The 25,781-nt window shown below is 46.3% G+C and carries 32 protein-coding genes; 11 read left to right on the top strand and 21 right to left on the bottom strand.

All coding sequences use genetic code 11. From position 1 onward, the window contains the following. Positions 1–78 precede the first annotated feature (78 nt). Complete coding sequence (locus SP90_RS06775; protein WP_066853896.1) at positions 79–660, bottom strand: tetratricopeptide repeat protein; 582 nt, start codon at positions 658–660, stop codon at positions 79–81. Positions 661–777: 117 nt separating this feature from the next. Here SP90_RS06775 and SP90_RS06770 point away from each other — a divergent pair, with 117 nt between their 5' ends. Next, complete coding sequence (locus tag SP90_RS06770; protein WP_066853895.1) at positions 778–1,245, top strand: hypothetical protein; 468 nt, start codon at positions 778–780, stop codon at positions 1,243–1,245. A gap of 278 nt (positions 1,246–1,523) precedes the next feature. Here the strand turns inward: SP90_RS06770 and SP90_RS06765 are convergent, their stop codons facing one another. Further along, complete coding sequence (locus SP90_RS06765; protein ID WP_231895539.1) at positions 1,524–2,447, bottom strand: Smr/MutS family protein; 924 nt, start codon at positions 2,445–2,447, stop codon at positions 1,524–1,526. Between the two features lie 109 nt (positions 2,448–2,556). Between SP90_RS06765 and SP90_RS06760 the strand changes: the two genes are divergently transcribed. Beyond that, positions 2,557–2,856: a TIGR03905 family TSCPD domain-containing protein gene (locus tag SP90_RS06760; RefSeq protein ID WP_066853891.1), complete on the top strand. Its 300-nt coding sequence runs from the start codon at positions 2,557–2,559 to the stop codon at positions 2,854–2,856. A gap of 93 nt (positions 2,857–2,949) precedes the next feature. On the opposite strand, the gene recJ is transcribed toward SP90_RS06760, so the two are convergent. From recJ to mtaB, 7 genes are all read right to left on the bottom strand, one after another. Next, positions 2,950–4,659, bottom strand: coding sequence for a single-stranded-DNA-specific exonuclease RecJ (recJ, locus tag SP90_RS06755; RefSeq protein ID WP_066853889.1), 1,710 nt, complete (start codon positions 4,657–4,659; stop codon positions 2,950–2,952). Positions 4,660–4,770: 111 nt separating this feature from the next. Further along, positions 4,771–5,742, bottom strand: a complete 972-nt coding sequence (locus SP90_RS06750; protein ID WP_066853887.1) for a tetratricopeptide repeat protein — start codon at positions 5,740–5,742, stop codon at positions 4,771–4,773. Positions 5,743–5,775: 33 nt separating this feature from the next. Further along, positions 5,776–6,471 (bottom strand): orotidine-5'-phosphate decarboxylase, encoded by a 696-nt coding sequence (gene pyrF / locus SP90_RS06745; RefSeq protein ID WP_066853885.1) that lies wholly within the window; start codon positions 6,469–6,471, stop codon positions 5,776–5,778. A 2-nt stretch (positions 6,472–6,473) separates the two neighbouring features. Further along, entirely contained in the window at positions 6,474–7,133 is a 660-nt protein-coding gene (gene gmk / locus SP90_RS06740; protein ID WP_066853883.1) for a guanylate kinase, read from the bottom strand. Continuing rightward, on the bottom strand, positions 7,133–7,387 hold the full coding sequence (locus SP90_RS06735; RefSeq protein ID WP_019999788.1) for a DUF370 domain-containing protein: 255 nt from the start codon (positions 7,385–7,387) through the stop codon (positions 7,133–7,135). The genes gmk and SP90_RS06735 overlap by 1 nt, the downstream gene beginning before the upstream one ends. Before the next feature lie 3 nt (positions 7,388–7,390). Beyond that, positions 7,391–8,272, bottom strand: coding sequence for a YicC/YloC family endoribonuclease (locus SP90_RS06730; protein ID WP_066853881.1), 882 nt, complete (start codon positions 8,270–8,272; stop codon positions 7,391–7,393). Between the two features lie 261 nt (positions 8,273–8,533). After that, complete coding sequence (gene mtaB / locus SP90_RS06725; RefSeq protein WP_066853879.1) at positions 8,534–9,832, bottom strand: tRNA (N(6)-L-threonylcarbamoyladenosine(37)-C(2))-methylthiotransferase MtaB; 1,299 nt, start codon at positions 9,830–9,832, stop codon at positions 8,534–8,536. 581 nt (positions 9,833–10,413) lie between these two features. Between mtaB and SP90_RS06715 the strand changes: the two genes are divergently transcribed. Next, on the top strand, positions 10,414–11,058 hold the full coding sequence (locus tag SP90_RS06715; RefSeq protein ID WP_157471214.1) for a class I SAM-dependent methyltransferase: 645 nt from the start codon (positions 10,414–10,416) through the stop codon (positions 11,056–11,058). Between the two features lie 168 nt (positions 11,059–11,226). Here the strand turns inward: SP90_RS06715 and SP90_RS06710 are convergent, their stop codons facing one another. The 3 genes from SP90_RS06710 to SP90_RS06700 all read right to left on the bottom strand — a co-directional run bounded on the left by SP90_RS06710 (position 11,227) and on the right by SP90_RS06700 (position 14,480). Further along, positions 11,227–12,729 (bottom strand): SH3 domain-containing protein, encoded by a 1,503-nt coding sequence (locus SP90_RS06710; RefSeq protein WP_066853873.1) that lies wholly within the window; start codon positions 12,727–12,729, stop codon positions 11,227–11,229. A gap of 82 nt (positions 12,730–12,811) precedes the next feature. Beyond that, positions 12,812–13,303 (bottom strand): hypothetical protein, encoded by a 492-nt coding sequence (locus tag SP90_RS06705; protein WP_066853871.1) that lies wholly within the window; start codon positions 13,301–13,303, stop codon positions 12,812–12,814. 394 nt (positions 13,304–13,697) lie between these two features. Beyond that, on the bottom strand, positions 13,698–14,480 hold the full coding sequence (locus SP90_RS06700; RefSeq protein WP_066854067.1) for an XRE family transcriptional regulator: 783 nt from the start codon (positions 14,478–14,480) through the stop codon (positions 13,698–13,700). A 181-nt stretch (positions 14,481–14,661) separates the two neighbouring features. Between SP90_RS06700 and SP90_RS16605 the strand changes: the two genes are divergently transcribed. From SP90_RS16605 to SP90_RS16600, 3 genes are read left to right on the top strand one after another with little or no spacing between them, the layout of a single operon-like run. Then, on the top strand, positions 14,662–14,967 hold the full coding sequence (locus tag SP90_RS16605) for a hypothetical protein (protein ID WP_157471213.1): 306 nt from the start codon (positions 14,662–14,664) through the stop codon (positions 14,965–14,967). Then, positions 14,958–15,404 (top strand): hypothetical protein, encoded by a 447-nt coding sequence (locus SP90_RS06695; protein WP_066853868.1) that lies wholly within the window; start codon positions 14,958–14,960, stop codon positions 15,402–15,404. Before SP90_RS16605 ends, SP90_RS06695 begins: the two co-directional genes overlap by 10 nt. Positions 15,405–15,439: 35 nt before the next feature. Further along, positions 15,440–15,739, top strand: coding sequence for a hypothetical protein (locus SP90_RS16600; protein WP_157471212.1), 300 nt, complete (start codon positions 15,440–15,442; stop codon positions 15,737–15,739). A 120-nt stretch (positions 15,740–15,859) separates the two neighbouring features. Here the strand turns inward: SP90_RS16600 and SP90_RS06685 are convergent, their stop codons facing one another. Then, complete coding sequence (locus SP90_RS06685) at positions 15,860–16,372, bottom strand: hypothetical protein (RefSeq protein ID WP_066853858.1); 513 nt, start codon at positions 16,370–16,372, stop codon at positions 15,860–15,862. Between the two features lie 391 nt (positions 16,373–16,763). Between SP90_RS06685 and SP90_RS06680 the strand changes: the two genes are divergently transcribed. Next, on the top strand, positions 16,764–17,666 hold the full coding sequence (locus SP90_RS06680; protein WP_066853856.1) for a hypothetical protein: 903 nt from the start codon (positions 16,764–16,766) through the stop codon (positions 17,664–17,666). Positions 17,667–17,736: 70 nt separating this feature from the next. Here SP90_RS06680 and SP90_RS06675 read toward each other — a convergent pair whose 3' ends face one another. The 7 genes from SP90_RS06675 to SP90_RS06645 all read right to left on the bottom strand — a co-directional run bounded on the left by SP90_RS06675 (position 17,737) and on the right by SP90_RS06645 (position 22,349). Then, positions 17,737–18,216, bottom strand: coding sequence for a CBS domain-containing protein (locus SP90_RS06675; RefSeq protein ID WP_066853854.1), 480 nt, complete (start codon positions 18,214–18,216; stop codon positions 17,737–17,739). Between the two features lie 473 nt (positions 18,217–18,689). Next, positions 18,690–19,118 carry a hypothetical protein gene (locus SP90_RS06670; RefSeq protein ID WP_066853852.1) on the bottom strand — a complete coding sequence of 143 codons (429 nt, stop codon included), beginning with the start codon at positions 19,116–19,118 and terminating at the stop codon, positions 18,690–18,692. Positions 19,119–19,206: 88 nt separating this feature from the next. Further along, positions 19,207–19,611: a hypothetical protein gene (locus SP90_RS06665; RefSeq protein WP_066853850.1), complete on the bottom strand. Its 405-nt coding sequence runs from the start codon at positions 19,609–19,611 to the stop codon at positions 19,207–19,209. 9 nt (positions 19,612–19,620) lie between these two features. Then, positions 19,621–19,818, bottom strand: coding sequence for a hypothetical protein (locus SP90_RS06660; RefSeq protein WP_157471211.1), 198 nt, complete (start codon positions 19,816–19,818; stop codon positions 19,621–19,623). Between the two features lie 100 nt (positions 19,819–19,918). Then, on the bottom strand, positions 19,919–20,506 hold the full coding sequence (locus SP90_RS06655; RefSeq protein WP_066853845.1) for an RNA polymerase sigma factor: 588 nt from the start codon (positions 20,504–20,506) through the stop codon (positions 19,919–19,921). Between the two features lie 12 nt (positions 20,507–20,518). Next, on the bottom strand, positions 20,519–20,911 hold the full coding sequence (locus SP90_RS06650) for a V-type ATP synthase subunit I (RefSeq protein ID WP_157471210.1): 393 nt from the start codon (positions 20,909–20,911) through the stop codon (positions 20,519–20,521). A 196-nt stretch (positions 20,912–21,107) separates the two neighbouring features. After that, the gene (locus tag SP90_RS06645; protein ID WP_066853841.1) at positions 21,108–22,349 is read right to left on the bottom strand and encodes an HD domain-containing protein; all 1,242 of its coding nucleotides are present in this window, start codon (positions 22,347–22,349) and stop codon (positions 21,108–21,110) included. A 228-nt stretch (positions 22,350–22,577) separates the two neighbouring features. Between SP90_RS06645 and rplM the strand changes: the two genes are divergently transcribed. The 4 genes from rplM to SP90_RS06625 all read left to right on the top strand — a co-directional run bounded on the left by rplM (position 22,578) and on the right by SP90_RS06625 (position 24,848). Next, positions 22,578–23,012, top strand: coding sequence for a 50S ribosomal protein L13 (gene rplM, locus SP90_RS06640; protein ID WP_066853839.1), 435 nt, complete (start codon positions 22,578–22,580; stop codon positions 23,010–23,012). Positions 23,013–23,032: 20 nt separating this feature from the next. Continuing rightward, positions 23,033–23,425: a 30S ribosomal protein S9 gene (gene rpsI / locus SP90_RS06635; protein WP_066853837.1), complete on the top strand. Its 393-nt coding sequence runs from the start codon at positions 23,033–23,035 to the stop codon at positions 23,423–23,425. Between the two features lie 291 nt (positions 23,426–23,716). Further along, positions 23,717–24,235 (top strand): homoserine kinase, encoded by a 519-nt coding sequence (gene thrB / locus SP90_RS06630; protein ID WP_066854065.1) that lies wholly within the window; start codon positions 23,717–23,719, stop codon positions 24,233–24,235. 1 nt (position 24,236) lies between these two features. Then, positions 24,237–24,848, top strand: a complete 612-nt coding sequence (locus tag SP90_RS06625) for a hypothetical protein (RefSeq protein ID WP_066853835.1) — start codon at positions 24,237–24,239, stop codon at positions 24,846–24,848. A 175-nt stretch (positions 24,849–25,023) separates the two neighbouring features. Here SP90_RS06625 and SP90_RS06620 read toward each other — a convergent pair whose 3' ends face one another. Further along, the gene (locus tag SP90_RS06620; RefSeq protein WP_066853833.1) at positions 25,024–25,422 is read right to left on the bottom strand and encodes a MucR family transcriptional regulator; all 399 of its coding nucleotides are present in this window, start codon (positions 25,420–25,422) and stop codon (positions 25,024–25,026) included. Positions 25,423–25,781 lie beyond the last annotated feature (359 nt).

The following is a 25,781-nucleotide window of genomic DNA, read 5'->3' as shown; positions in this document are numbered from 1 at the left end:
GTTTACTCAGCCACCATTCAGGCACAAAAAAAGCGCCTCTACAATAGAGACGCTTGTGTGTACTAAAAAGGGCACCTGTTACTGAACGCAAACACCGCGGGTAACGGCATCATCATACGGTGCAGGAAAGCCTAAGTCTGCACCTTCTTCCAGTGCATCGCACCCTTCATCCACTTTAAGCTGTGCAATAAGCAACTCACCTAAGAAATTCCATGCGGTGCCGTTATCAGAATCCAGCTCAAGTGCCTTTTCATAATTCTTTTTGGCACCCAGATAATTTCCAAGTCCAAATTCTGCATACCCGCGGTACGCATAGGAAGCACTTTTCGGATAATAGCGTACAGCCTTATCCAGATCTTCAATGGCAGCCTGATACTCGGTAAACTGGATGAGCAAGCGGCCACGGCGCAACCATGCCTCACCGTACGTCGGTTCAAGCTTTACTGCTTCGCGCAAAAAACCTGCCGCTTTTGCCGGATTCTCACATACACCGTTTCTCCAGAGCACATGCGCTTTTGCATACGCAAGCTCTGCATCCTTATTTATTTTTCCAGAAACTCCGGATGGATTTAATTCGGGTTCAGGTTGTACTGCTTTGCCGGAGCAGCCGCTTATAAAAACAGCCATTCCAAGCAGTACCAGAAAAAAAAGCTTCATCATGTAATATGCCTTACGGTACGTACCGCAATCGTTAGGTAAAGTTAGGAAAAAGATTGACTCATTGTCGCGCACGTTTTATCGAATTTTCTATACCAATTATTTTATACAGGAGTCATCATGTTTTCGTCTGCAGCAACGCGCACTAAAATTCATTCTCTTATGCAGCACCTTCGTTCCTACCCCTTTTTACAACAAAAAGAAAATGCGGAACGGTGTGCCATGCTGCTTGAAACCATTGATGAGCAGCACGCCATATACTCCCAGCTTTGCTATTCTCAGAAGTATTTTTTGCAACATTTTCAAGACATTTTGTCTAAGCAAAATATAGACGAAGACGATATTTTTCCGCTGCTTGAAGACCTGCTCATTCTGGTACGGGAAAAGACCCTGCGCGCCGGATTTACACAGGCCAACGATGCTGAACGTGCTGCACTTACTCACGTTCTTGATGGTGAACACTGGGATAAAGAAGATGGAACACTTTTTTCTGAAACTTTTTTCTATAAAGTTCCTTTAAGCCTTATTCATGCAATTTCGAACGACTTACACTGCACAGAACAAAAAAGCATCTATCCTACTCAATAACCCAACGACTCTCTGCGATAACAGTAAAAAAGTTAACAACCTGTTTAAAAAAAACACGGCTATCACTTAACCTAAGATGCAAGCAGCCATTCAACGGGGCGCTTCACACCTCATGATGCCTTGAAAAACGAATTGGGTATCCACAAAAAAAGGCTGCTCCAGACTATCATAACAACAGTCAGGAGCAACCTCGCTTTTCGTTTCAAAAGGTAAGCAGGTGTATGCCCTCATCCCTGTGCACAGGATGATATTACAAGCAATGCTCTGCTATTCTAGTGCTAATAATCGATTGTAACATCATTGCGCTGCCACTGGATTTTACCGCGATTTTTCTTATATTTTCGAAGCATCACGTACAACGCACCGGCACCGCCGTCTTTATTCTGCGCAGTGCAAAATGCCAGCACAACACGCTTAAACGGGTCACGAGTCAACCATTCCTGAATGCGCTCGCGTAAGACAGCATACCCTTCAGGTGAGTTTTTTCCCCGTCCCGGAATCAGCAGGACTGTTCGTTTTCCTTTATTATAGGACGCACGTAGAAACTGCACCAGTGCCTCATGGGCTTCTTGGGCAACCATGCCGTGCATATCCAGATGTCCTTCAGGACTGTACTGACCTGCACGCAGTTTACCGAGCGTTATGGGGTCAACTCCCTCCACGTGTCCCTGAATATACTCGTCTGTATATTCAAGTTTGAACTCCACCTCACCATCCAGCAAGTCCTGCAGTGCCTTTACAGGATCATCGGCAGCAGTCCGTGGCTTAACCTGAACCTGAGCATCTGGAACAACTTCCCGTCCCTTGCTGCTCAACTCACTTACGCCCATCATCGCCGCTGCAAACGCATCTTCTTCAGACAATTCAACTTTCGGCTTAGCAGAGCTCACCGCTTTTTTAGAGCGCTCTTTAGCTGCCTGCTTTTTATCTTTCTTTTTGGCAACCTTATCAAAGCCCTTAACCTCATCCATACGCACAGCATTGTCGCTGGAATGAGTACGCTTTTTCACTTTGCCCTGTCCTCCCCCCAAGGAAGAAACATTAGACATAGCATGTGAAAATAAATCCTCGTCATCAGACGGGACAGAAAACAGATCTTCATCCTGAACAGTTCTTTTCTTACTTTCAGGCTTTTTTTTCTTTTGGGCACTTGAATCTGGGAAATTCTTTTTATTCAGCCCTTTAAAAGGATTATTATCCATAATGACCATCCTTTATGCGCGATATCATAAAAAAATAACTCTATGCAGAACACACTTTACAAGCGCGCATCTGTGCTCTTATAACCGTCGAGCAAAATAAGGAGTGATAATGTATTCTTTTGTTCCAACCGGTGTCTGTGCCAAGCAGATCCTGTTCGACGTAACTGATGGCGTCATCCACGATGTTCAATTTGTCAAAGGCTGTCCTGGCTCTCTTTCCGCTCTGAGCAAACTGCTCGAAGGAAAAGCAATCGACGATGTAATTTCTTTGCTCAAAGGCACCCTTTGCGGCAATAAAAACACTTCCTGCCCAGACAGACTTGCTGAAGCTCTTGAAGAAATTCAAAACGGCAACACAGCCCAATATGAAGTCAAACCGGCTTCTAGCGGCTTTAACCCGTTTGCATAAGGCGTTCTTCATTACAAGAAACTGCCAGCATCGGGTTCCATACCCTTGTGCAAAAAAATCCCCTGACACGCCAGTGTCAGGGGATTTTTACAGCTATGTCAAAAATTCCCAATCTTTTATCTTAAGATCAACACTTGCGCTGCCGTTGTATCGATCAATCCGCGGGGAATAGGCAAGCTTAAGCTTTCTGCCTTCCATGGACGGCGGGATTTCATCGACCATTCGCCATGCCTTTGCATGCAAAGTAATACCGGAATCCAAATCAAGCAACTCAAGCTTTAGGTGCTTACGGGCGAAAATCCGACGCGACTTCAAGAGCAGTATCGGGGATGTAAACACAGGCTCACTGTTCCCCATGCCAAACGGCTGCAATAATTCCAGCTCTTTCAGTAACGTAAAGTCAGCAGCCAGATTAAAGCCCATCGGAGCATCAAATTTCAAAGTGGCTGTCAGCGGCGTATCTCCTACTGCATCAATCACAATTTCATTAAAGCGAGTGCGCAGTTCATCCAGTTTATCAGCTGCAAGTGACATCCCTGCAGCAAGTTTATGACCGCCATACCCCAGCAACAAATCCTTACAGCGCCCCAGCCCTTCATGAAGATGGAACTCGCTGATGGAACGTCCTGACCCTTTTATTGTCTCGCCATCCTTACAAAGAATCAACGTCGGCTTGTAAAATTTTTCTACAACACGGGAAGCAACAATACCGATAACACCTGAATGCCAATCTTCTCCATAGAGAACCAGTCCCATTTTATCAGACTGTGATTCAGCCTGTTTCATGGCTGCTTCAAGGATACGCTCTTCTTCGTTTTTGCGCTCTTCGTTCATCACATCCAGTTCTCTGGCAAGCTGACGCGCGCGTTCGTAATCTTCAGTAAGCAGCATCTCAAGTGCGATATCTGCTTTACCCATTCGTCCCGCTGCATTGATCCGTGGAGCAAGGCCAAATGCAACCTGCCCAGCCTCCACAGTACCGCCGGAGGCATAACCGGAAACTTCTTTAAGCGCTGCAATTCCCGGACGACGAGCGTCTTTTATTTTCAGAAGACCGTTTTTTACCAGAACCCTGTTCTGACCGGAAAGGCTCACAACATCCGCGATAGTACCAAGAGCCACAAGGTCAAGCAGTTCACGCACATCTACTTTTGTACCTGTTGATTCTGCAAGCTGTGCATTCAGTGCGCACATAAGAAAGAATGCCACACCAACACCGGCAAGATGCGGACACGGACATTCACTTAAACGCGGATTACAGACAGCACGGGCATCAGGCAAGGTTTCAGCAGGCAAATGGTGATCAGAGATAACAACGGTCATTCCCAGTTCACGCGCTTTAGCAACAGGCGCAAAATCCGTAATGCCACAGTCAACAGTAAGGAGCAGCTCCACGCCTTCTTCAGAAAGGCGCTCTATCCACTCTTCGTTAAGGCCATACCCTTCTTCCATACGGTTCGGGATATGCTGAACAATATCAAATCCCTGCTCTTTCACCAGTTGGGTTACCACAGCTGAGGAAGTTACTCCGTCAACATCGTAGTCACCCCATACAGCCATCTTCTTACCGGCAAGCAATCCTTCAGCAAGCACAGCTGCGCTTTCTTCCAGCCCCGGCCATTCGCAAAACGGCTCAAGGTACTTAAGTCCAGGAGAAAGATACTGCTGCATTTCTTCGGGCGTGCGAAGGCCACGAAGCCAGAGAATATCGATCAGTGTCTGAGAAATTTCTAACTGTTCTGCCCAGTCTGTTAATTGCGAAGGCGCAAGTTCGCCTTCCCGCTGTACCCAATTTTTAGCCAAAACAACTCCAGTTCGGTAACTACAACTCTCTATAAAAACAGCAAAGCAGGGGACTACACCTGTAATCCCCTGCCATTCAATTCTGGTACCTAACGTATGATGATCGTGGGCTTACTCAAGCAGCAGGCCATCATCGTCATCATCAGCGCCGAACACATCATCAGCAGAAGGTGATGCAGACGGCTCTTCCAAAGAAGGTTCACCGCCAGCGGACGGGCTTCCTTCAAGGGTCAGTCCGTCACCCACTGCGTCAGTAACCTGCTGGGTTCTATTAGAAGCAATCTGTGCAGTGCGAACAACTGTACGCACCTCAGAAACACGCTCATTCGGCACAAGGTTCTTTTCAAGAAGCCAGTCAAAGAACTTAAGTACCACATCAAACTTAGGATTAGTATTGATGGACTTCATCAAGAAATCTACACAACGTGCGTAGTCTTTCTTTTCAAAGTATGCGCGGGCAATGTTGTAGTAGAGGTTCTCATCACCACCTGCTAACTCCAGAGCCCTGTCATAGTACTCAAGCGACTGCTTGGTCATCTTATTCTTACGAAGACTGATGCCAAACTCGTTGAACAGGTGCTTATGCTGCTGTTCAAACGCTGCGTCCAGCTTTACAAGACGCTCAAAAATATTGTTCGCTTTGCTGGTTTCGCCACGGTCAAGGTAGGTAAGGCCAAGACCAAAGTTTGCTCGGACGTTCTCTTCATCAACCTGAAGAGCATTGCCGTATTCAAACTCAGCAGTAAAATTCTCGCCGTTACTTCTGTGTGTGTCTGCACGATCAATAGTTTCGGCAAGTTCCTGCATTTTAGGGAACACTGTTGTTACATAAAACTCAGGTTCCGGCTGAAAACGGGCAATGAGATCTTCCAACGTGATAAAACGCTTCTTTCCAGCAGGAATGTAGTTTGCGTTAAGCGGCTGAACTTCAATTCTGTCACCCTGCTCATCTACAAACCAGAACGTTTTCTGAACAGACTTACGAACGCCTGTCCCTGTTTCGATCTCTTTTACTTCCTGTGTAGAAAAAATACCCTTAATCGGATCGCGTTCTTCCTGCGATACAGCTTCCTGTACACCCACTTCAACCTCCTCAATTCCAGCAGCAACTAGTGGTTATATCTTCATGGCCTCCAAAATCTCCTGCGCAGCATGCAATGGAGAATCAGCGCCAGTAACGGGACGTCCGACCACAAGATAATCTGATCCGGCTTTCACAGCCTGTGCCGGAGTCATAGTGCGTCTCTGATCATCACCAAGGGAAACCGGACGGATCCCCGGAGTCAGACAGATAAAATCGTTCCCGCAAGATTTTTTGATTGTCTCAACCTCAAAACCGGAACACACAACCCCGTGAATACCCCAGTCCTTACCGGAGCTTGCAAGCGATAACACGGTTTCTTCAAGTGTGGTTGTCATTCCTTCAGGTAAATCTTCCTGAGCCATCGATGTAAGTACGGTAACACCAAGCAAAACAGGTGATACGCCGGAATCTACGGAACCTTCTGCAAGTCCTTCGACAGCAGCACGAGCCATACGCTCTCCGCCCATCAGGTGGATATTAACCATATCCACGCCATGACGAACACTCGAGCGCACCGCACCCTGAACAGTATTGGGAATATCAAAGAACTTCATATCAAGAAAGACTTTGAACCCCATGTCTTTTAATTCACTAATAATCTCAGGGCCAGCAGCTGTAAAGAGTTCCAGACCTACTTTGAGCCAGACATCAGCGCCCTTCAGCATTTTCGCCATTGCGAGCGCTCCGGATTTATCCGGATAATCAAGTGCTACAACAAGGTTCGCCATATCTATCTCCAGTCTTCCATAATAGAGTCTACGAGATCAGGGGAGCTCTGCGGTGACAACGTTGCTGCAATGTAGGCACTGCGAAGCTGGTCATACGCTTTCTCCAGATCATCATTTACTATCCATGCGTTAAACCAGTGTGCCTGCTCAAGCTCTTTTTGTGCATTGGCGATACGGCGCATAATAGTCGCTTCATCATCAGTGCCGCGACCACGCAGGCGGTTTTCCAGTTCTTCACGGGAAGGTGGCAAAATAAATACGTAGCAACCTTGTTTCAAGTTACCGTAAAGCTGGCTTGCACCCTGCACATCAATATCAAAAATAATATCGTACCCCTGCTCCAGCATATTCAATGTCGCCTCTTTCGGCGTACCGTAGAATTTGCCGTGCACTTCAGCCCATTCTGCAAAGAAACCAGCATCACGTTTTTCACAAAACTCTTCTTCAGTTACAAAGAAGTAGTCTTTACCGTGAACTTCGCCTTCTCGCGGCTGTCGGGTTGTGTATGAAATTGAAAACGAAAATCGAGGAAACTCTTTCAGTAAGCGCTTTGTCAAAGTAGTTTTGCCAGTGCCGGAAGGAGCGCACAGTACGAGAACAATTCCTCGTCGGCCAGTAATGTCGGAATCTGTGTTGACGTTACTGGAAGTATCAAGAGTCATTAGTCGTTATCCTCCTGTAGGAAACGTTGACTAATAGTTTCAGCCTGAATGGCAGATAAAATCACATGGTTGGAATCTGTGATAATTATGGAGCGTGTCTTTCGTCCCTGTGTTGCATCCACAAGTCTCCCTTCGTTACGGGCATCTTCCCGTACACGACGCATGGGAGAAGACGTGGGCGTCACAATACTTACAACACGGTGATGCACAACATAATTACCAAAGCCGATGTTAAGCAGCTTGCTGCTTTTCATACGCTACTCCAGATTCTGTACCTGTTCCCGGCATTTCTCGAGTTCGTTTTTAAAATCAACGATAATTCGTGCAACTTGCTGATCCTGAATTTTATTGCCGCAGGTGTTCACTTCGCGGAAACACTCCTGCAATGTAAAATCAAGACGTTTACCAGCTTCACCGCCGCCTTTAACCAGCTCATCAAGTCGTTCAAGATGCGCATTAAGGCGGGTGATTTCTTCACTTACGTCAAGCTTATCGGACAGAACTGTAATTTCCTGTAAGAAACGTTGATCTTCCAGTTCAGCTTCTACGCGGGCAAGAACTTCGGTAAGGCGGTCACGCAAGGTTTCAAAGCGCTCTTCTTTAATCTGCGGTGCGCGTTCAGTAATAGTCGCAACCCAGTCACGCATACGTGCTGTGCGCTCAAGCATATCTGCTGAAAGTGCAGTTGCTTCTGTTGCGCGCGCTTTGTTCCAGTCTGCAAGTGCAACCTCAAGGCCTTCAACAAGCTTGTTAGCAAATTCTTTTTCCGGTTCTTTATTGCTGTCTTCCCAAAGGAAAGACATGCCGAGCATACGGGTGTAGTCCGGAACAAACGCGTCCCCGCGCTCCTGTGCAAATTTTCCGAGTTCATCAAGCATTGCAGAAGCCTGCGCAGTGTTAAGTGACACCGCCTGAAGCTCTGCACGCTGAATCTGCAGGTTCAATGTAAGTTCTACACGACCGCGCTGACCAAACTTGCGTACAGTCTTTTCAAAGCGGTTTTCCAATGAACGGGCCTGCATCGGGAGACGCCATTTTAAATCAAGATGGCGGCTGTTAACGCTGCGGATTTCCCATGTCATGGTGAAGCCGTCACCTTCATGGGTGCAACGGCCGTATCCTGTCATGCTTCTAAGCATACGTTCCTCTCTATATGTCAAAGCCCTGCTAAAGGTGCAGGGCAAACGTTTTTTGGTATGCGGGAGTCATCTCCTGCATAAGGGAATAGCCGCAACAAGTTGCTTGCTACGGCGCTCCACGCTTCGTACTCTACATCCATTCTTTATTCAAGACATGTTATAACATAGAGTTGTCACTTTTCGGAAAATAACCGCATGAGTATGCGAAAAATAATACTATAATAAAAAAACAGCCGGAAATAATCCGACTGTTTCTTACGTTTATTCCGCGACTACGCGTAATCCATCCTTGGCAAAATCGACTGCGGTACCTGTGCAAATATCACGCAATCCCGCGCCAAAGGGCAGGGTTTCAAAATAGCATTCTGTATAATACTGGGAAATACCCTTTTTCTCTTCTGCAGATTGCAGCACAACATACAGCGGCAACTTTGCATCAATAAGCTTTTGCAAAAATGCCTGCTTCTTTTCTGCAATCAGATCACGTACAGCTTTTGCGCGTGCTTTTTTCACCTGCTTAGGTAACTGGTCAGTCATAGTGGCTGCAGCCGTTCCCGGACGAATTGAATATGGGAAAACATGGGCATAGGTAAGTGGCATGGCCGTAATATATGCCAATGTTTCCTGAAACTCTTCTTCAGTCTCTCCCGGAAAGCCCATTAAAATATCTGCACCAAGCCCGTACACAGGCCAGACAGTATGCAGTTTTTCCAAGAACTCCAGCAAAGGAGCTGTCTTGTAGTGGCCGCGCCCCATGCGTTTCAGCACAGAGTCACTGCCGGACTGTAAGGAAATGTGCAGCTGAGGAGCAACCATTGTGCTGCGACCAAGCACCTCAAGCGCTTTATCGCCAAGCTGCCCCGGTTCGAGGGAAGAAATCCTGAACCGAGCCTTACCGCCCCACTTTTTGCCAAGTGCGCTTTCCAGCCCGTCAATCAAATCCCAGAAGTCAGGAGTGCCATCAAGGTCACGCCCGAACTGACGCAAATTAACACCGGAAAGAATAAGCTCTCTGAAACCGGATTCCAGTAACGTGCGTGCTTCTGTAATAATATCCGCAAGACTGCGGGAACGCGAACGCCCACGAGTAAGCGGTACAATACAATAAGTACACCGGTGCGAACACCCGTCCTGCACTTTTACAACAGCACGTGCACGATTATAGTTTGTAACGGCAAAATCAGGGAACGCATTCTCAGGTTCTTTCATGCCTTCTTTCAATTCCGGCCATGTCTTCAACGAAGTCTTAGCGTCCTGAGGAACAATACGGGTTACCCCCGGCAGCTCCTTAAGCTCGTCACCCATAACCTGCGCAGCACAGCCGGTAACAACAATCTGTGCTTCTTCATTAGCTCTGTGCAGCTGGCGCACTGTAGAACGTACGTCGCTCACAGCCTTAGCTGTAACCGCACAGGAGTTCACAAGCACAAAGTCAGCGCCCTCAGCAGATTTTGTTTCCACAAATCCGCGGGCAAGCCACACTTCACGTAATGCCTGTGTTTCGTACTGGTTAATCTTGCAGCCAAGCGTTGCTGCATAAAATGTATATGATTCGCTCATTCAAATTCTGCTCCGGCGTAATGTCGCCTTCTGCAGACTAGCCGGAAAATTTACTGTGTCAACCAAGAAGAGTCTTCTCTATGTCTCCGACGGGCGGGGCGTTGCCCCTGCACCCCACGAGAGGGACGCCCTCTCGACTGCGAACAGGTCTGCGTTACCCTTTTCTTGTCGTAGAAAACGATAAGATTCGTATAACTTTTATACGCGACGTATAAAAATCAAACATTTTCAGTGCAACTATCTTCACACTCATTGTCCATAAAACATGAACAACTGTACTGTGTAAAAAAATCCTTTCTTGCAACATACTGTTTCTGCAACACATCTCACACGCACAATCATTACCACGCGTATTTATATTCAAATGGTACTTCTTTTGCTGTTACCATAGCAGGCACTGTGCTGCTTTTGCAGCCATATCCTGATGGCATCAAACGCTTTCAGCCGTCAGGCGCAATGCCCTTTCCTTATTTATTAAATACTTCTTCACTCCGCGTTTCGGAGTATATGGAGGGCTTTTGCGTAATTATGCAGTTGCGCAGCGCAGCTGATCCCCCGATCACAACAGCAAAGGATGAAGAATGGCGTTATCCCGTTGGAGCATCTTACGAGAATTCATACGCGACCCGTTATCAACAGGCACAGTCTGTTCCAGCAGCCCAAGTCTCTGCAGAAAAATAGCCAGCAGCGAATGCTTAACCAACGCTGATGTGGTAGTAGAACTTGGCGCAGGTACCGGATGCATCTCGAGACATGTCTCCCGCTCTTTGAAAAATGGAGCGACATTTATCTCTATTGAAAAAAATCCACAGTTATACAAAACACTCGTGGAGCAGCAAAGTGACACATGCTTCGTGCTCGACGCTGCTGAAAATCTTCCCGCAATATTGCAGCAACATTCTGTCACAAAGGCAGATGTCATTATCTCCTCCCTGCCGTGGGCATCATTTTCAACCACCCTGCAACACCAGATTACACATGCAATCAGAGCCAGCCTTAAGCCCGATGGCATATTCATCACCTATGCATATGTCTGTGGCGCGCTGCTTCCCTCTTTTGCAGCCTTTCGAAAACAACTGACAGAATCCTTCTGTACTGTAGATACCTCCAGGATTGTCTGGAACAACTTCCCGCCCGCTTTTCTCTACCAGTGCCGGAAACCTGTTCCAGTCTTCGTCAAATCAGCAGGAATTCCTTCGTCGCACCGATCGAAATATAACTGTTGATACAAAAAGCCCCTGAGTCTGTGTTCACTCAGGGGCTTAAAATTGCTAACCAAACTCTACTGCCAGTTTGAATCAAATCCACACAGTGCAAGAAATGCAAAACGGTCTGGGGAAAAGACAGACATAATCTGACATTATTAAAAAGGCACCGCTACGTGCGAGGGGCAATTATTCCAAAGCCCATGTTCCGGGCTTTATCTGCAACTTCAAAACCTTACTGTAAAAATCGCCTTTCTCCACATCCCGCCGTTCTTCACCGGGACGCAAAGTCGTTATGCTTAACCGCCCGATAATGGCTCTGCCCACCGTATCACCATCTACGGTACGGACTCCCCATATATCGTGCAGCATCAGCGGCGTCTTTGTTTTCGGCTCATATCCCAAATAAATTCCGATATGCCCTTTCATTCCTATGAGTGAGAAAAACGGGATACCTTTGGTAATAATAATCTCCTGCTTTTCCTCCGCTGTAAGCCCTTCAAGAGGAACAGCCTCCTCACCCTTTGCAGCCTGCGCACCCGAATTTCTCGGTAACCAGACCCCGAAAGGCGTAAAAAGATCTCGTACAGATGAAGAGCAATCCCTGTTCAAAAAAAGCCCGCCCCAACCGTATCGCTGACCTACAATATCCTTTGCAAGATTTGCCAAGGCTCGCGGAGTGAAGGTTACAGGCATCTGCGCCACATCTGCGTATACCAGAGGCACCGAGAAAAACTCAGCAGCGCCTGTTATGGTTCGGGCAGGAACCCACAATTGCACGTTCGAAACGTCAAGCTGCCCCACGCATGGACTTACGCACTGTTGCATACATTCAGCACATGCTGGCTGTTGATTCTCAGCATGTTTTGAGTCGGATTTTTTCAATGCACCAGTCGGCACCGGAGTGGCAGACAGCGGAAACACTGCCCCCACAAAGCCTGTAGAGAGATACTCGCCAGACATTGTTTTCAATGCCAGATCATCATGCATCAACGCATACAATGTCCCGCTCATGAACAACGCTTTCTGTTCATCAGTAACATAGGCTACATCACTTGCCGGAATCCATCCGGTTGCATAAGCCGTTTCAACATGAAGCCATTTACCGGAAACAGATTTGTGCGAAACAAACAGCGGAGTACCTACGTGCACGCTGGAGTTCTGAAAATAGTCAAAGGGAAAACCTTCCCCGGGGAGTACGGGGCTCAAGAAGTATGGTTTAACGGTAGGAAGAACACGCAAGGAAGAGTTACGGACAGTAATGGCATGCCGTGCCATGCTCGGGTATGCGTCCATATTTTGTCGCGCAACAAGCTGAGCCATCGCTTCCTGCGACCACGGTAGCAAATTTTCTGCATAGCCTTTTGTATGCGGGAATGCTGTTGTGCCCCAGAAGGCATCTTCTTTAGAGTGGGAAGTCTCCGTCTGTTGCCACGGAGCAAAATGAAATTCTTTAAACGCTGCAAACTGTACAGCCTGTTCTGCGCAGGTCATCTGCGGTGAATCAGCCTGCAAAGGAAGATGGTTAGCCGGATTCTGTGAAATCAGTTTTAAATCCGCAACACGTTGATCCTCCAGATACGCAGCAACAGGGTCTTTTGCACGATATCCACACGCACAGACACTAAGACTCATCCCCAGAAGTAAAATACAAAGCACCAATCGTTTTATAAAAGGAAACCGCTGCGTCATCCCCACATATCCAGTCACTCAGCCAACCTCATTCACCCCTCTTAAAGATTAGTACCATTCATGCAGGTACAAACTGTCAGTATTAATTCGTCAAATTACAACGACTGATAATAAACTGAAGATCTTCATCCGTCAGACCAGTCTGGACATCGTATTCGATAGCGTTGGCCATTGCCATAAAACGCCGAATCAAGAGCAATTTACCAATAATAAGTTGTACGCCAAAAAAGAAAATCCAGAACCATTCATGCATCCAGATGGCTGAGAAAAATGCAACAACAGGGAAGAGAAACATCAGCAGCATGGTGTTGCGCTCTGCAACCGAACGCACAACGCTCCAGATTCTGAAGCCGTCCGTGGCTCGTGTCAGCCAATGATCGTACTGCATTGCTGGCGGTGAAAAGAACATAATGCCTGCCTCAACAAAAAACAGGAAGATGATCCACCACACCGCCTGAGACCAGAACGCAATAAAAATAAGTAGGGTAAGGATAATGCGAGGCCAAAAGGTCAGTGGATTACGCGTTTTTCGCCAAAATAAATCTGTCATGCTTTCTGCTTTCTGATAATTCATAACCCCTCCTTGTACTCCCTTCTAATCAATTTCTAACAAATATAGCGCAGCCGTTGTTCTCGCTGGCATTCGTGATTCAAGCTTGCTGAATTCGTGATACACCCCATGCCTGTGACTCTTGCCACACAGTACGGAGTAATACCGTATATTCTTTGTCAGTTACTATATGGTTACACTGAACAGGTTGATTTGAGAATATCACATGAAGAAAAAAAAGGAAGACGCCCTAATTATTTTATCACCCTGTTATGCTTATACTTATCTTTACTTTTTCTAGATACAGACAAAGTCGCACATAAAAAAAAGCGTCCTCACCTGTTTCGTGAGAACGCTTTGAAGCTCAAATATGGAGTGCATGAACAACACACTACGTTTTGCACATTATGTGCACAAACTATAAATCCTTGCCAGCCCAGATAACTCGACCAATGACTTCCCAGCTTCGGGACTCATCACGCGGGTCAATTTCAATATCCTGATACGCCAATTCGCGGTTATCACCTCGGAATAAATATTTCCCCGGAATACGGGAAAAACGCTTCACATAAATCTCATCATCAAGTCGCACTACGTACACCCTGTCTTCAACAAGGTTTTTATCCGACTGATTTACCAGACAAAGATCACCGTTGTGCAACGTGCTTTCCATGGAACGTCCCATAACTTCCATAATCTTCAGGCTGTTTGCATCCTGTGTTTTGTGCAGAATCCAATCCAGACGAAACGCATAGCGACCGTCAGACGAGTCACTGGTGGCTAACGAGCCGCCACCGGCACTTGGTCTTGCCTCTGCTTTATCCACAAAAATAAATTCATCCTGATGCCCTTCCGGCCCGCTGGGCGGCGCAAGAAAGGTTGAACCATTGCTGTCCAGCTGGACTTCCACGGTGTCATGCCTGCCTGACAATTCATGTGTACCGCGACGTTCAGCACCCGAATAGTGCGGAAAATACAGTTCCGTCGAAGACTCTGTCTGTTCAGCTACTGTATCTAAATAGCTCCGGAGCCTTCTCAGATTCTGCCTGTTCGGATGCCGCTCACCTTTTTTCCATGCGTACACAGTGCGCGCGCTTACCCCTGCAATTTCTGCAAGCTTTGCCACGCTGCCCACAAGTCCGATGGTCTCGGTAATGAATTCCTGAAGCTGCCATTCTTCTTCGCTGTAGTCGTTGTTCATAGGTATGAAATACCACATTGTTTGAAAAAATAAAACAGCTTTTTGCACAAAATGTACAAACAGGGTTGACGTTGGTGTGCATTTTGTGAACAATATGCTCACTTCGCCACTTCATGGTCACTTTTTCTAATCAGAAAGCCCTATTACCGCTTTCTGAGGTATCTTCGGAGGAACACGTTATATGTCCACTTATTCTTTTCACGCCCCGGAACGCACCCGCTGCACAGTGTGTGGTCGAAATTTTTCCCGACCTTGGAGAATGGCGTGCGTAGGAATCGCTATCTGCCCTGAGTGCAATCAGCCCCGAACAGGCAGCGGTTACCAGCCAATGGTGCAGATTGAAGTAGGAGAGCATCAGCGTTTACTGCAATTGTACTACGCTGAGTTCAATCATCACGCTTCACCGACAAATCATTCTGGCCACGCAGTGTTGCGGGCAATTGAACGATGCAACACGTTCTACAATGGAGGACGGTTATGCCAGTAGTACCTTGTAAGCAATGCGGAACCGACTTTTATGTCCGTCCGGCACGTCACAATGCCGGAAAAGGAAAATATTGTTCCCGTAAGTGTGCAGCTGAAGCAAAACGCATCAAGCAGACAGTAAGCTGCCCGTGGTGCGGAAGACATTTTGTGAAACGCGCAGGGCAGATCTATTGCTCCCGTTCATGTGCAGCTTCAGCAAACCATGCTGCTCATGAGAGACATGGCTCTGACGAACGTCACTGCATTGTCTGCGAAAAGAAATTCACAACCGGAGTCAGCAGTAAAATTTGTAGCAACGCATGTCTTGCGCGGCATAGAAACGGAAATAATGCCGGTGGGTATTCCCTGTTTGAAGATCCGTGGGCAACCGGTGAAATTCCGCCGGACAGATACGCCAGAGACCTGTTCCGTATGCCTGATATCGGGCTTGGATTCTAACTTTTCATCCTGAGACGTGATTACGAAGGAAATGCATGAATAGATACGGATACGATGAAGGCACAAGCTATCCCCCGGCTATCAATGACTACCCGCAAGGGTTTCATCCTGTTGCAGGATTCCATAATAACTCAGGATCTTCTTCTCCTAGCGGCCCGATAATTCTGGTCGGCCTCACAGCCATTTGCCGTGCGGTAGGTGCAGGACCGGGTACGATAAAGAAATGGATGAAGGAAGAAAACTTTCCGGTACGCAAATGCTCCGACGGAATATACAGAGCATCACCTGAGTCAGTTCGGGACTGGTTTGCAGCACCGCGTACGGACAGCAAATAGCATGTTGCGGACATGACATGATGCTTGCAAAACCTCCTGAGCTTTCTCCCTCCTACTCTCCAGACATAAAAAAACGGGGATGACTGATACCAGTCATCCCCGTTTTTACGAAAAATCAACCTATACGCGACAGCGTAATACTTTTACACCGTCTTCAAACAACACTTCCATTTTATTCGGCTTGGTAACGGTCTGTACTTCACCCATTCCGAAGGTCGGGTGCTGTACAACATCACCTTTAGTGAATGTTTCGTTCATGTTGTATGTGCGAGCTCCGTCAGAGCCTTTGGCTACCATGGCGGTTTTCCAAGCGATCATAACAGCTTCAGCTTCCTGTTTTGCACGCTGGGCAGCACGAGTCTGAGCAGCTTTTTTTGCAGCAGCTGAACGGGCAGCAGAAATTGCTTCCTTACGGGAATCGCCATTGCGGACTTTCTTAACTGTGGAAACCTGTGCCTTACTTTTCGGAGCACGTGTTTCGCGGTATTTGTGCACACTACCGCAAGCCTGACATTCCACTTTAATAATTTCGCTACCAACCATTGCCACAATCACATGCCCTGTAATATCGCTACAGCGCGTGCATTTAGTATCAATACGATCACCTGCAGTGAGGCTGCCTGTTTTGCTCATATCCAATCTCTATTTATTGCAACGTTATATCTAATCTTATAATTCAGGAAGAAAAAAGCCACAGGACTGTGCCTGCGGCGTGTTTTCTGCCCATAGGAAGGTGCGCACCATACAGCTTTGCCTATCTGATGGCAAGGACTGAGACCGAACTTAATGAAGTTTTACACCCCTGCTCCCTGCGCAGCCAGTAGTACCAAGTACTTCGCAAAAAAATATCACACACAGACAATTTTCTAATATATTAGCACAAACTGCACGCTCCAGTTAACGCAGTACCTGTTTTTACAAATAATCCACTTCTATTTCCCCTGCTCTATAATTCATACTTGCAGGGAAACGCTTGTCAGGGTAGGCATGTGCGCACAAACTATTTTGTTATAACGGAGCATCCATGAAAATTACTGTTGAGATTGGAAACAGCAACCAACGTAAAGATATTGTTGATGAACTTGGAATCATCGGCGAAGCGGCACAGCATGCCACTATGGCCTTTCGCATTCAGGAAATTATTGTTCCTGAAAATTTTGACGCAAAAGTGAACGAGCTTCAGGGTACAAACGACTTTAGATCTATCCCTGGCGCAGAGCCTGTTGCACGAAGCATCTTCCACGAGAAAGGCTACTACCTGCTCTTCCATCCCAACCTGTTCACAAAGCACTACGATAATCAGGTTCGTTTCTCCATCTACTGGCACGAATTCACCCTTATCGTAAACAAAGGGCGTTTCCCTGTTCTTACCCGCCATAAACTGGATCGCTATGCGAACTATTTCATGAACCTGTACCAGTTGTTTGACCAGTACGATGCAGCGCGCAAGTCTTTTGAATTCCGCGATGCTATTGTAAAAAACGCGCTTGAGACAGAGCTTTCTGAAACCGCACGAAACGACCTTGAGACCTCCCTTATGGGTAACCTGTCACTTATCAACAATAAGGCAGAATACCATGACTGGATTAAATTCCAGCAGCAGGAGTTCACAACGCATAAAAATATTTCCCAGTTCCTGTCCCAGATTCAGGGAAAAATCTCCCAGCTCTCGTTCTCCATTATCTTTGCGTACGCAACAATGGATCATTACGAGTACCTGCGTGAAAAAGAACAGCTTATCAGCGAAGCACCAATGCTGGACAATAACACAAGAGTACTGCTCGAATACTTCCGTCTCAAATATGACGAAGGCAGCCCTGACCTGTCAGACGGCGTCGACATCATGGAAGCATTCTGGGCAAACTTCGGCATCCGTTTTGTAGACGGTGCACAATCTCTGCAGTGTGAAATTGTCCCTCTCGACTAAGCTTTCTCCACTATACAGAAAAAGCCCTCTGTCTCGTCAGAAACAGAGGGCTTCTTTTTGCCTATTACAATCAGCCTCTGGCCAGAATCTGGTCGCTGATTTCTCTATAGATATCGTTGATCATTATCACACCGATAACCTGCCCGCCTTCCTTTACCACAGCGTAGCTTCGGCCTTTTTTTACAAAATCCTCAAGCACAAGCAGTAATGGCTCATCAGGTCGGACAATTGTCATATCTTTATCCATCACATCTTTTACACTGATGGAACCGGACACTTTACACGCATTCGTAAACATCTGTTCATAGCGATTTTCATCAAGACACTTCATGCCATCGCCATGCAACAGCGTGTCTTCCATAAAACGCATTGTATCCCAGATGGAAACAGCTCCCTTAACACGCCCGTTATGGTCTTCAACCAAGGCACACAAGCAACCTTCAAAAGCACATGCGTTCAGTTTCCGAATCGCCTCTGCAAGGGGGTCGTCCATTTTCACAACAGGATACTCGTCACGAACAATATCCCACGCACGTCTTCGTAATAACATAATCGAAACTCCTCATATTTCAGAGTACGGTTAGTCTCTCACGCAGCCGATAATTCCGGCCTGCTGCGATACATTGTTGCCGCTCTCACAGTATACATTTAATCAGCTGCAATTCATGCGGTTATGACTGCATTACGTTAGAGTAACGGTAAACATTTGCGGGCAAGACGTAAAGGTTAATTGCCAAGTTTTTGTGAAAAAATTAACAAACAGTAACTTTATGCTATATCGCAGGCAAATTACTGCTCATTATAAATACAAAAGAAGCCCGTACAACCGGGCTTCCTTGTCTTTTTATCTATATAATCTGCACCTGTTCCAACGGTGCTGAATATTCACCAATGATCACAATTTTTGGACGGTATCTATGCGGTCGATAATGAGGACGATGGTGGTGATGCCAACACCCTGCAGACGAAAAAACAACTCCAGCCAACAATAATCCTACGATGGCATATTTCATAGAACCGTCCCTACAAGTCAATAATCAGCACAGGTGACGGAAAATAAACTTGAACCTTAGGATGGTGCGGACGTTTATGTTTAACCTTCTTCACATTGTGGGAAAGGACATATCCATACTCATTTCTGCTTGGGATACGCACCTCATACGCCACAGCATCAACTCCGTGAAGTTTGATGGAGCGCAACTTCACGACGCGCGTTCCTTTTCCCAGCTTATAAATGTGGTTGCGATGCATAAAACGCTTAGCCTTATGCGGCTTATACGCTGCAACATAGGCATACCGCTCAAGGGTTCGTAAATCAGGATATACCTTACTTACCCTTTTGGTTTCGTAAACATTTTTGCGGTGAGATGCTTCGGCATTGCCCCCCAGTGCGACTGTCACAAGCGCACATACCATTACCAGTACTGTCAGTACCTTTTGCAGTGTGTTCATTTCTCATCCTTTTTGCTGTGCATGCTCATGCATGCCATACAGAATCCTTCCCTTTACACTTTTACAGCGTAAACTCCCCCCGAAGTCATTACTGCTGCAGCGAGCGCATCAGCTTTACCCGCTGAAAGCGCTTATGAATTCGTTCCACCACCCGCTCAAACCTGACTTTTTCATCAGGTGTCAGCAACGGTATAATTTGTTTTTTTGTATCATTAAAAATTGTCATTCGTTCCTGTAACGCTCTATCTCGAACAGCACGCAGCTTTTTTTGATGCTGATGCACGATGACTGTAATTTGCTCCATGGTTTGTGAATCCGGCTGCACCTGCCGCTCAATACGTTCAAGAAAACGTTTACCGCCAAAGGCTCCCCCTTTGAGACCTTTAAACGTTTTGAGCCGGTGCTTAACTGCATACCCGCTTCCGAAGACACCACAGGCTACCCCCAGCACAAACACAAGAATAAAAGCAGTCCAGACTTTCCAGCTTTTCATTATTTGCTCCTACAAAAAGAACTGTGCTGAATCCAAAGCAGCATCAACAAGTTGAGTATCTAAAAGCGTCAACGCATTCTGTGCTGTCTGAATGCACGGAATGGTAATTAAAACCAGAAGCACGCCTGCCACAGCAGCTACTTGCGGCGAAACACGTTCAAACAATGAAACTGTCCGCACGGGAGGCATTGCGTATATTTCCTGCATAACCCCGTTTTTCCATGCCGGGGGAAGCCATCTTTCTGATGGCATAGCGTATGTTTTTCTGAAGACTGTAAATATTCTGCTGAGCGTATTGTTATTCATGCTATGCCCTTTCTATACCGTGTTTTTTCAGGAGCGTTTTTAAACCATGCTTAGCTCTGAAAACACGAACCTTAACACTGGCAGAGCTGATACCGAGCAACTCTGCTGTTTCTTTGCCGGAATATCCTTCCAGCTGTGTCATTACCAGCGCCATTCTATCCAGAGGACGCAGCGATCCAAGAACCATCTCCAGCACTTCTTTTGCTTCCTGCGCTTTACTCAGCCGGTCGAATTCATTTTCAGAATCCGCCAGACAGACCGCATCAAGCCATTGTGCTGAATCATCCGTAAACTCACTGAGCGGAGTCTCTTTTTTACGATAATGAGCACGCCAAAAATCTGTACTGCTACGAATTGCTATTGCGGAAAGCCAACGCTTGAAGGGCTTTTCTGGAGTATACGAACCGAGTGACCGGTATGCCCGCACAAAAGTTTCGTGTGATACCTCAGCAACATGCTGGAAGGGAACATGCTTTCCCACCAAGGTGGAAACATGCTGTGTATGCCGGTCAATAATCTGGGCATACGCAGCTGTGTCCCCTTCCAGCACAGCACTGATAATTATCCAATCGTCAAGAACCGAGGTCATGAACGTTCCAGCTTAGTTGGTTTGTTCCATGGTTTTATCCAATTTTTCCCGCACCTCACTGACAATTTTATCGAACTCCTGCATCTGCGGCTCATCCAGAACAGATGCTATCTCGGCACGGACAGCCTCTTCCAGTTTTTGTATCTCGTTACGAACTTCCTGAATTTCTTCTTTAGTTTTGGAAGGCTCATGGAGCCGCGTCAGAAGTGCATCGCGGTCTTTGCGAGCTTTACGTAAAATTCGCGTAACTTCTGCATGTTGTGTATCTGTAAGTTTCAACCGTTCTGAGATCTCTTTTTGCACCGTTGCATACAGTCCGCATGGACAATATCCTTGTGCAAAGGACAGTGAAACAAAGCTCAGGAGAATGCCGGATACTATACAAAAAGTTTTAAAACGATTCATACTACCAACCTTGTTTGCATGATGCGCATACATCAATGGTTAAAGATATATCCTGTTTTGGATACAAAAAGGCTGCATCCTCCTATATATTACATCGTTTCACACCGGCCATCGGTTACAACTTTTTTTATTTTTATTTTTTAGAGACAAAAAAACTCCTCTTTTCAGACAAGAGGAGTTTTCCAATATTTTGATATCAATCAAAATCCGACATCAATGCACCCACGTGAATTCTTCCTATAGATTTCTTGCGGTACTTATCTCGCAACCGCCACATGGCCTGATTCAGTTCGTTGATGGATATACCGTTTTTAACAGCTGTATACGCTTCAATATATGCTGCAAGCTCGTCACACACCTTAAGCATCTCGCCATCTTTGGGGTTATACGAGTTATCATTATATAGTGATTGAAGCTGCTCAAACGTTACCCGCTCCACGACACCGTTACGTTCTATACAATCATGAAACTCAGAACCGGTTTCCGTTCCAAGAAAATACCCAAGACGATCAGCAATGTCGGTATATCCCTCATCACGTAGTGGTTGAAAAACTCGACGCTCCAGTTCTTCATCTTCATACGCCTTGATAAGTGCATCCAGTTCCTTAACAGACTTTTTCACCGGAGATATAATATCCCGTGTCAGCATTTCCGGCAGATCGTGGAACAATCCGCAAAAGAAGTTATTCTGGCGGCGGGCTGGGCAGGCTTCCTGAACCACAGAGAAAAAGTAGCTATAACAACCTACAAGGAACATATGCCCCATTACAGATGTTTCCGGAATTCTCGGCATCTGTGACCAGCGTTTCTGGAACCGAAGCTGTCCACATAAGTTCGCGAGTTTACCAAGGGCATGTGTTTTAGGACTCAGCAATTCTCTGAACCCTTTAAGTCCCTGAAACGATTCCTGCTGCTCTCTGAATGACTCTCTGATCTCATCCAATTCATCATCAAATGCGTTCAACCCTTCGATGAGCTTGAATTCCCAGCTGCTGGCATAAAAATGCGCTGCTGCGAGAATAGTGTCCGCAAGTTCTGGCTCTCTGTGCGGATCAAAATACGCAATAAACCGCTCCCAGAATTCTGTTCCGAGCGTACTTAATACAGGCTCCAATTCGCCCTGCACCCACTCCACCAGCTGACGGTGATGTTCAGGGTTTTCCTTTATGCGGTAATAGACAGGCGGTTTTATATCCGTAATGACAAGGCGAAATAAATAATCAAAGATCCCCCACTCCACAATTCTATCACCAAGCACACGTCGTGCATCGGCTTCCATTGCACGAGTATTCTCCTGCAGCAGCAACCATGCAATAATCATTTTGTGCGCCTGTTTATCGACCTCGTAGAGCTCTGCCGGTCGCAGCTTATCATTCCAGCGTTTCATATACGCACCTGAGAAAACCGTCTGTAACAATCCCTTACGAATACTTGACATAGCAAAAAATCCTCATATTTTCACAAAAATCACTTGGCAACGAATCGGTCATGGTATAAGAACGGTGTTTCCGCACGAAGCCGGAGGTCATTTTCCAGGATTTCTAACAGAATCCGGATCCCCCCGTTTACAACCGCCGGCTTTGGGCTGACCGATCTTATTGTTTTATTGACATGGAAACAAGAACTCCATAAGAGCCAACGTGTTTCGACACTAGGAGTAATATAGATGAAAACTTTCAGCCCTAAGCCTGAAGATATCACTCGCGAGTGGTTTGTAGTTGATGCAGAGGATCAGATCCTCGGTCGTCTCGCTACCCAGATCGCACACCGCCTTCGTGGCAAACATAAGCCAGAATTCGCACCTCACGTTGACAACGGTGATTTCATCGTAGTCGTGAATTGTGAAAAAATCAAAGTTACCGGTAAGAAGATGGAAGACAAAATGTACTACCGTCACACCGGTTTCCCAGGTGGCCTCAAAGAAGCCAACCTTGAGACAATGCTTGAGAAGAAGCCTGAAGACGTTATCCGTAAAGCTGTTCAGGGCATGCTTCCTAAGAACCGTCTTGGTCGCGCTATCATGAAGAAGCTCAAAATTTATGTTGGTACCGAGCACCCACACGCTGCTCAGAACCCTCAGCCACTTGAGCTCAAGTACTAGATTAGAGGTAGGAGATTACTATGTCCAACGAATTTGATTACGGCACAGGCAGAAGAAAGAACGCTACTGCTCGTACCCGCCTCTACGCTGGTAGCGGTCAGATCACTGTTAATGGTCGTCCTTACGATGAGTACTTCCCACGCAAGACTCTCCAGATGATCATTCGTCAGCCTCTCGAGCTCGTTAAAATGCTCGAAAAATTTGACGTTAAAGTAAACGTAGCTGGTGGCGGTATGTCCGGTCAGGCTCTTGCAGTACGTCACGGTATCTCCCGTGCTCTGCTCGAAGTTGACGCTGACATGCGCCCAACACTCAAAAAAGCAGGCTTCCTGACTCGTGACGCTCGTAAGAAAGAGCGTAAAAAATACGGTCAGCGTGGCGCTCGTGCTCGCTTCCAGTACTCAAAGCGTTAATCTTCGCTTCGAGTTTACTGCTCGATCTTCAAGGCAGGTTCTTACGAACCTGCCTTTTTTTATATCCAGTGCAAATGAGACTCCTTACGTGTCAGATCGAGACAAATCTGTGCAGCGCATGGAATGAAAAAACACCTGAGGCAACGCCCAGATATACAATGACTTTTCCGCACTACCGCCACAATGCGCTGTATTGCTATCAACCTGAAGCCTCCTCCCCTTGCAGCATTGACAGCATCAGCCTCTACAGGCAGAACAAAGGGCGATAACCAGATTAGCAAGGACATATTCATGGCAGATTACCCGAACGAAACTGATTGCATTACCCTTATCGGCATGGCCAGTGCCGGAAAATCCACGCTTGGCAAAATGTTAGCACACGAGCTTGGCTGGGTATTTATAGACACCGACCATCTCATCGAAGGCCAGTACGGCACCAACCTGCAAGCTGTAACAGACTCCATGACGAAAGAAGAATTTCTTGATGTGGAATGTGCTGTTGTCAGCGCTGTACGTGCCAAGCGATGCGTCATCGCCACTGGAGGCAGCGTTGTGTACAGAGAAGCAGCAATGGAACACTTGCGCACGCTTGGGCCAGTCTGCCACCTGAATGTCGAACTACCGACCATCGTTAAACGTATCAGCGCAAAACCTGACCGCGGCCTTGCCATTGCACCGGGAGAGACCATTGAAGACCTCTACAATGAGCGCGCAGCACTTTACAGAAAATTTGCAGACGTCAGTATAGAATGTGACAACAAAACTCCCGGAGAATGTGTCACAGCCCTATTGGCGGCTCTGGGAGCATAGTATGAAAAAGAAAGCTAAACGCACCGCAACGGTCGGCACTTTCGGAAAACTTGCAACGCTCTATAAAAACATGGCGGACGCCTATTCAAAAACAGCCGCACAGGCCGGACTGTCCTGTGCTGATTGTGCTGACAACTGTTGCTACAGCTACTTTCAGCATCACACCTACATAGAATGGGCATATATGTGGAAGGGGTTAAACGCTCTTCCGGCTGAAAAGCGTGAATACTTCATTCAGCGCGCAGAAGATGTGGTCAAACAATACAACGACGCTCTCGCTCAAAACGAACGCCCGCACGTTATGTGCCCTTTAAATGAAGAAGGACTGTGCGGACTGTATGAACATCGCCTGATGATCTGCCGTATGCACGGCACTAAGAATTTAATGATACTGCCAAACGGTGAGCAGCGATACTTTCAGGGCTGCTACAGGTTCCGTGAGCAAGTTGAGGATATGGAAGAATTCATGATCCCGATGCTTAACCGTACTCCTTTTTATCAGGAGCTGGCTCAACTGGAAATGAAGTACGCTGGCAGTGCACTTAAAACTGCTCCTCGCGTTAACCTGACACTTGCAGAAATGATTGTTCAGGGCCCGCCGGAACTCATATAACAAAGAACAAAAAAAACGCCTCTATGAGGCGTTTTTTTTCGTGTGTTACTAACTATCCCGTTATGTTCTTAGATACTTTGCGTAACCGAAGTATCTGCGTCTGCAAAACTATAGGAAAAGAACTAATCGTGTAGAAATACAGTACGGGTACGTCTACACAAAAACGAAGTCTTCTCTATCCTTCGTTCTTACGTCTTCTTTCCCACAATTTCATGTTATTCATCTTTTTACGACGCTCACGTTGTAATGCTTTACAAACCAGCGGCGTATTCTTTTTCAAGCCCCATTTCTCACGGTACGAAATCGCATCGAGATCATGTAATGCCAAGTGACGCTTTGTAAGAATCTTAAAAGTCTTACCGCATTCAAGACAAGTAACTGTCTTTTCTTTAATAGACTTTTTAGGATCTACTGCTGCTTCTTGTGTTTCTTCAGCAAGCGCGTCATCTTCACTGATAACTCTGATACCAGACGCAAGTGTTTTCACCATCGAGGTAATTTCTTCCTCTGTCATGGTCCGCACACTAGCTTGCGCCTTAACAATTTCCAACGCTTCTTTTAAGTAGTCTTCCATTTAATGCACCTCATGAAATACTATTGCTCAACGACCAGGCACAACTCTTTTGCGTTATGTAAATGCTATTCACGACCTGAATACAGGTTCTTTTAACCCTCGTCAAATAAAGCACTTTTTATTTTTAATACATATTTTACGACAACACATTCCCATACTGATACAGGAGAGAAAGATAATTCTTAATTGATTAATATTCGGTTTATAATAAAGAAATAATCACCATGTTTCTTTCATATATTTTTTTTATTTTTTTGCACTGCATGTTGTATTCACAATAGTACAATCATTTTTCATTTACTATCTATCATATTGCATTGCTTACAGCTCTTCTCGTCACTCTTTTCAATTTAACAAAA

Source organism: Halodesulfovibrio spirochaetisodalis (genome assembly GCF_001672295.1).
Lineage (GTDB): Bacteria > Desulfobacterota > Desulfovibrionia > Desulfovibrionales > Desulfovibrionaceae > Halodesulfovibrio > Halodesulfovibrio spirochaetisodalis.
The sequence above is the reverse complement of the archived record's forward strand: the minus strand, read 5'-3'. Positions and strand labels throughout refer to the sequence as shown.

Excerpts from the sequence above, each read along its gene's own strand:
- SP90_RS06775 (WP_066853896.1), bottom strand. The coding sequence starts at position 660 with ATGATGAAGCTTTTTTTTCTGGTACTGCTTGGAATGGCTGTTTTTATA.
- SP90_RS06770 (WP_066853895.1), top strand. The coding sequence starts at position 778 with ATGTTTTCGTCTGCAGCAACGCGCACTAAAATTCATTCTCTTATGCAG.
- SP90_RS06765 (WP_231895539.1), bottom strand. The coding sequence starts at position 2,447 with ATGGATAATAATCCTTTTAAAGGGCTGAATAAAAAGAATTTCCCAGAT.
- SP90_RS06760 (WP_066853891.1), top strand. The coding sequence starts at position 2,557 with ATGTATTCTTTTGTTCCAACCGGTGTCTGTGCCAAGCAGATCCTGTTC.
- pyrF (WP_066853885.1), bottom strand. The coding sequence starts at position 6,471 with ATGGCGAACCTTGTTGTAGCACTTGATTATCCGGATAAATCCGGAGCG.
- gmk (WP_066853883.1), bottom strand. The coding sequence starts at position 7,133 with ATGACTCTTGATACTTCCAGTAACGTCAACACAGATTCCGACATTACT.
- SP90_RS06735 (WP_019999788.1), bottom strand. The coding sequence starts at position 7,387 with ATGAAAAGCAGCAAGCTGCTTAACATCGGCTTTGGTAATTATGTTGTG.
- SP90_RS06730 (WP_066853881.1), bottom strand. The coding sequence starts at position 8,272 with ATGCTTAGAAGCATGACAGGATACGGCCGTTGCACCCATGAAGGTGAC.
- mtaB (WP_066853879.1), bottom strand. The coding sequence starts at position 9,832 with ATGAGCGAATCATATACATTTTATGCAGCAACGCTTGGCTGCAAGATT.
- SP90_RS06715 (WP_157471214.1), top strand. The coding sequence starts at position 10,414 with ATGGCGTTATCCCGTTGGAGCATCTTACGAGAATTCATACGCGACCCG.
- SP90_RS06710 (WP_066853873.1), bottom strand. The coding sequence starts at position 12,729 with ATGACGCAGCGGTTTCCTTTTATAAAACGATTGGTGCTTTGTATTTTA.
- SP90_RS06705 (WP_066853871.1), bottom strand. The coding sequence starts at position 13,303 with ATGAATTATCAGAAAGCAGAAAGCATGACAGATTTATTTTGGCGAAAA.
- SP90_RS06700 (WP_066854067.1), bottom strand. The coding sequence starts at position 14,480 with ATGAACAACGACTACAGCGAAGAAGAATGGCAGCTTCAGGAATTCATT.
- SP90_RS16605 (WP_157471213.1), top strand. The coding sequence starts at position 14,662 with ATGTCCACTTATTCTTTTCACGCCCCGGAACGCACCCGCTGCACAGTG.
- SP90_RS06695 (WP_066853868.1), top strand. The coding sequence starts at position 14,958 with ATGCCAGTAGTACCTTGTAAGCAATGCGGAACCGACTTTTATGTCCGT.
- SP90_RS16600 (WP_157471212.1), top strand. The coding sequence starts at position 15,440 with ATGAATAGATACGGATACGATGAAGGCACAAGCTATCCCCCGGCTATC.
- SP90_RS06685 (WP_066853858.1), bottom strand. The coding sequence starts at position 16,372 with ATGAGCAAAACAGGCAGCCTCACTGCAGGTGATCGTATTGATACTAAA.
- SP90_RS06680 (WP_066853856.1), top strand. The coding sequence starts at position 16,764 with ATGAAAATTACTGTTGAGATTGGAAACAGCAACCAACGTAAAGATATT.
- SP90_RS06675 (WP_066853854.1), bottom strand. The coding sequence starts at position 18,216 with ATGTTATTACGAAGACGTGCGTGGGATATTGTTCGTGACGAGTATCCT.
- SP90_RS06670 (WP_066853852.1), bottom strand. The coding sequence starts at position 19,118 with ATGAACACACTGCAAAAGGTACTGACAGTACTGGTAATGGTATGTGCG.
- SP90_RS06665 (WP_066853850.1), bottom strand. The coding sequence starts at position 19,611 with ATGAAAAGCTGGAAAGTCTGGACTGCTTTTATTCTTGTGTTTGTGCTG.
- SP90_RS06660 (WP_157471211.1), bottom strand. The coding sequence starts at position 19,818 with ATGCAGGAAATATACGCAATGCCTCCCGTGCGGACAGTTTCATTGTTT.
- SP90_RS06655 (WP_066853845.1), bottom strand. The coding sequence starts at position 20,506 with ATGACCTCGGTTCTTGACGATTGGATAATTATCAGTGCTGTGCTGGAA.
- SP90_RS06650 (WP_157471210.1), bottom strand. The coding sequence starts at position 20,911 with ATGAATCGTTTTAAAACTTTTTGTATAGTATCCGGCATTCTCCTGAGC.
- SP90_RS06645 (WP_066853841.1), bottom strand. The coding sequence starts at position 22,349 with ATGTCAAGTATTCGTAAGGGATTGTTACAGACGGTTTTCTCAGGTGCG.
- rplM (WP_066853839.1), top strand. The coding sequence starts at position 22,578 with ATGAAAACTTTCAGCCCTAAGCCTGAAGATATCACTCGCGAGTGGTTT.
- rpsI (WP_066853837.1), top strand. The coding sequence starts at position 23,033 with ATGTCCAACGAATTTGATTACGGCACAGGCAGAAGAAAGAACGCTACT.
- thrB (WP_066854065.1), top strand. The coding sequence starts at position 23,717 with ATGGCAGATTACCCGAACGAAACTGATTGCATTACCCTTATCGGCATG.
- SP90_RS06625 (WP_066853835.1), top strand. The coding sequence starts at position 24,237 with ATGAAAAAGAAAGCTAAACGCACCGCAACGGTCGGCACTTTCGGAAAA.
- SP90_RS06620 (WP_066853833.1), bottom strand. The coding sequence starts at position 25,422 with ATGGAAGACTACTTAAAAGAAGCGTTGGAAATTGTTAAGGCGCAAGCT.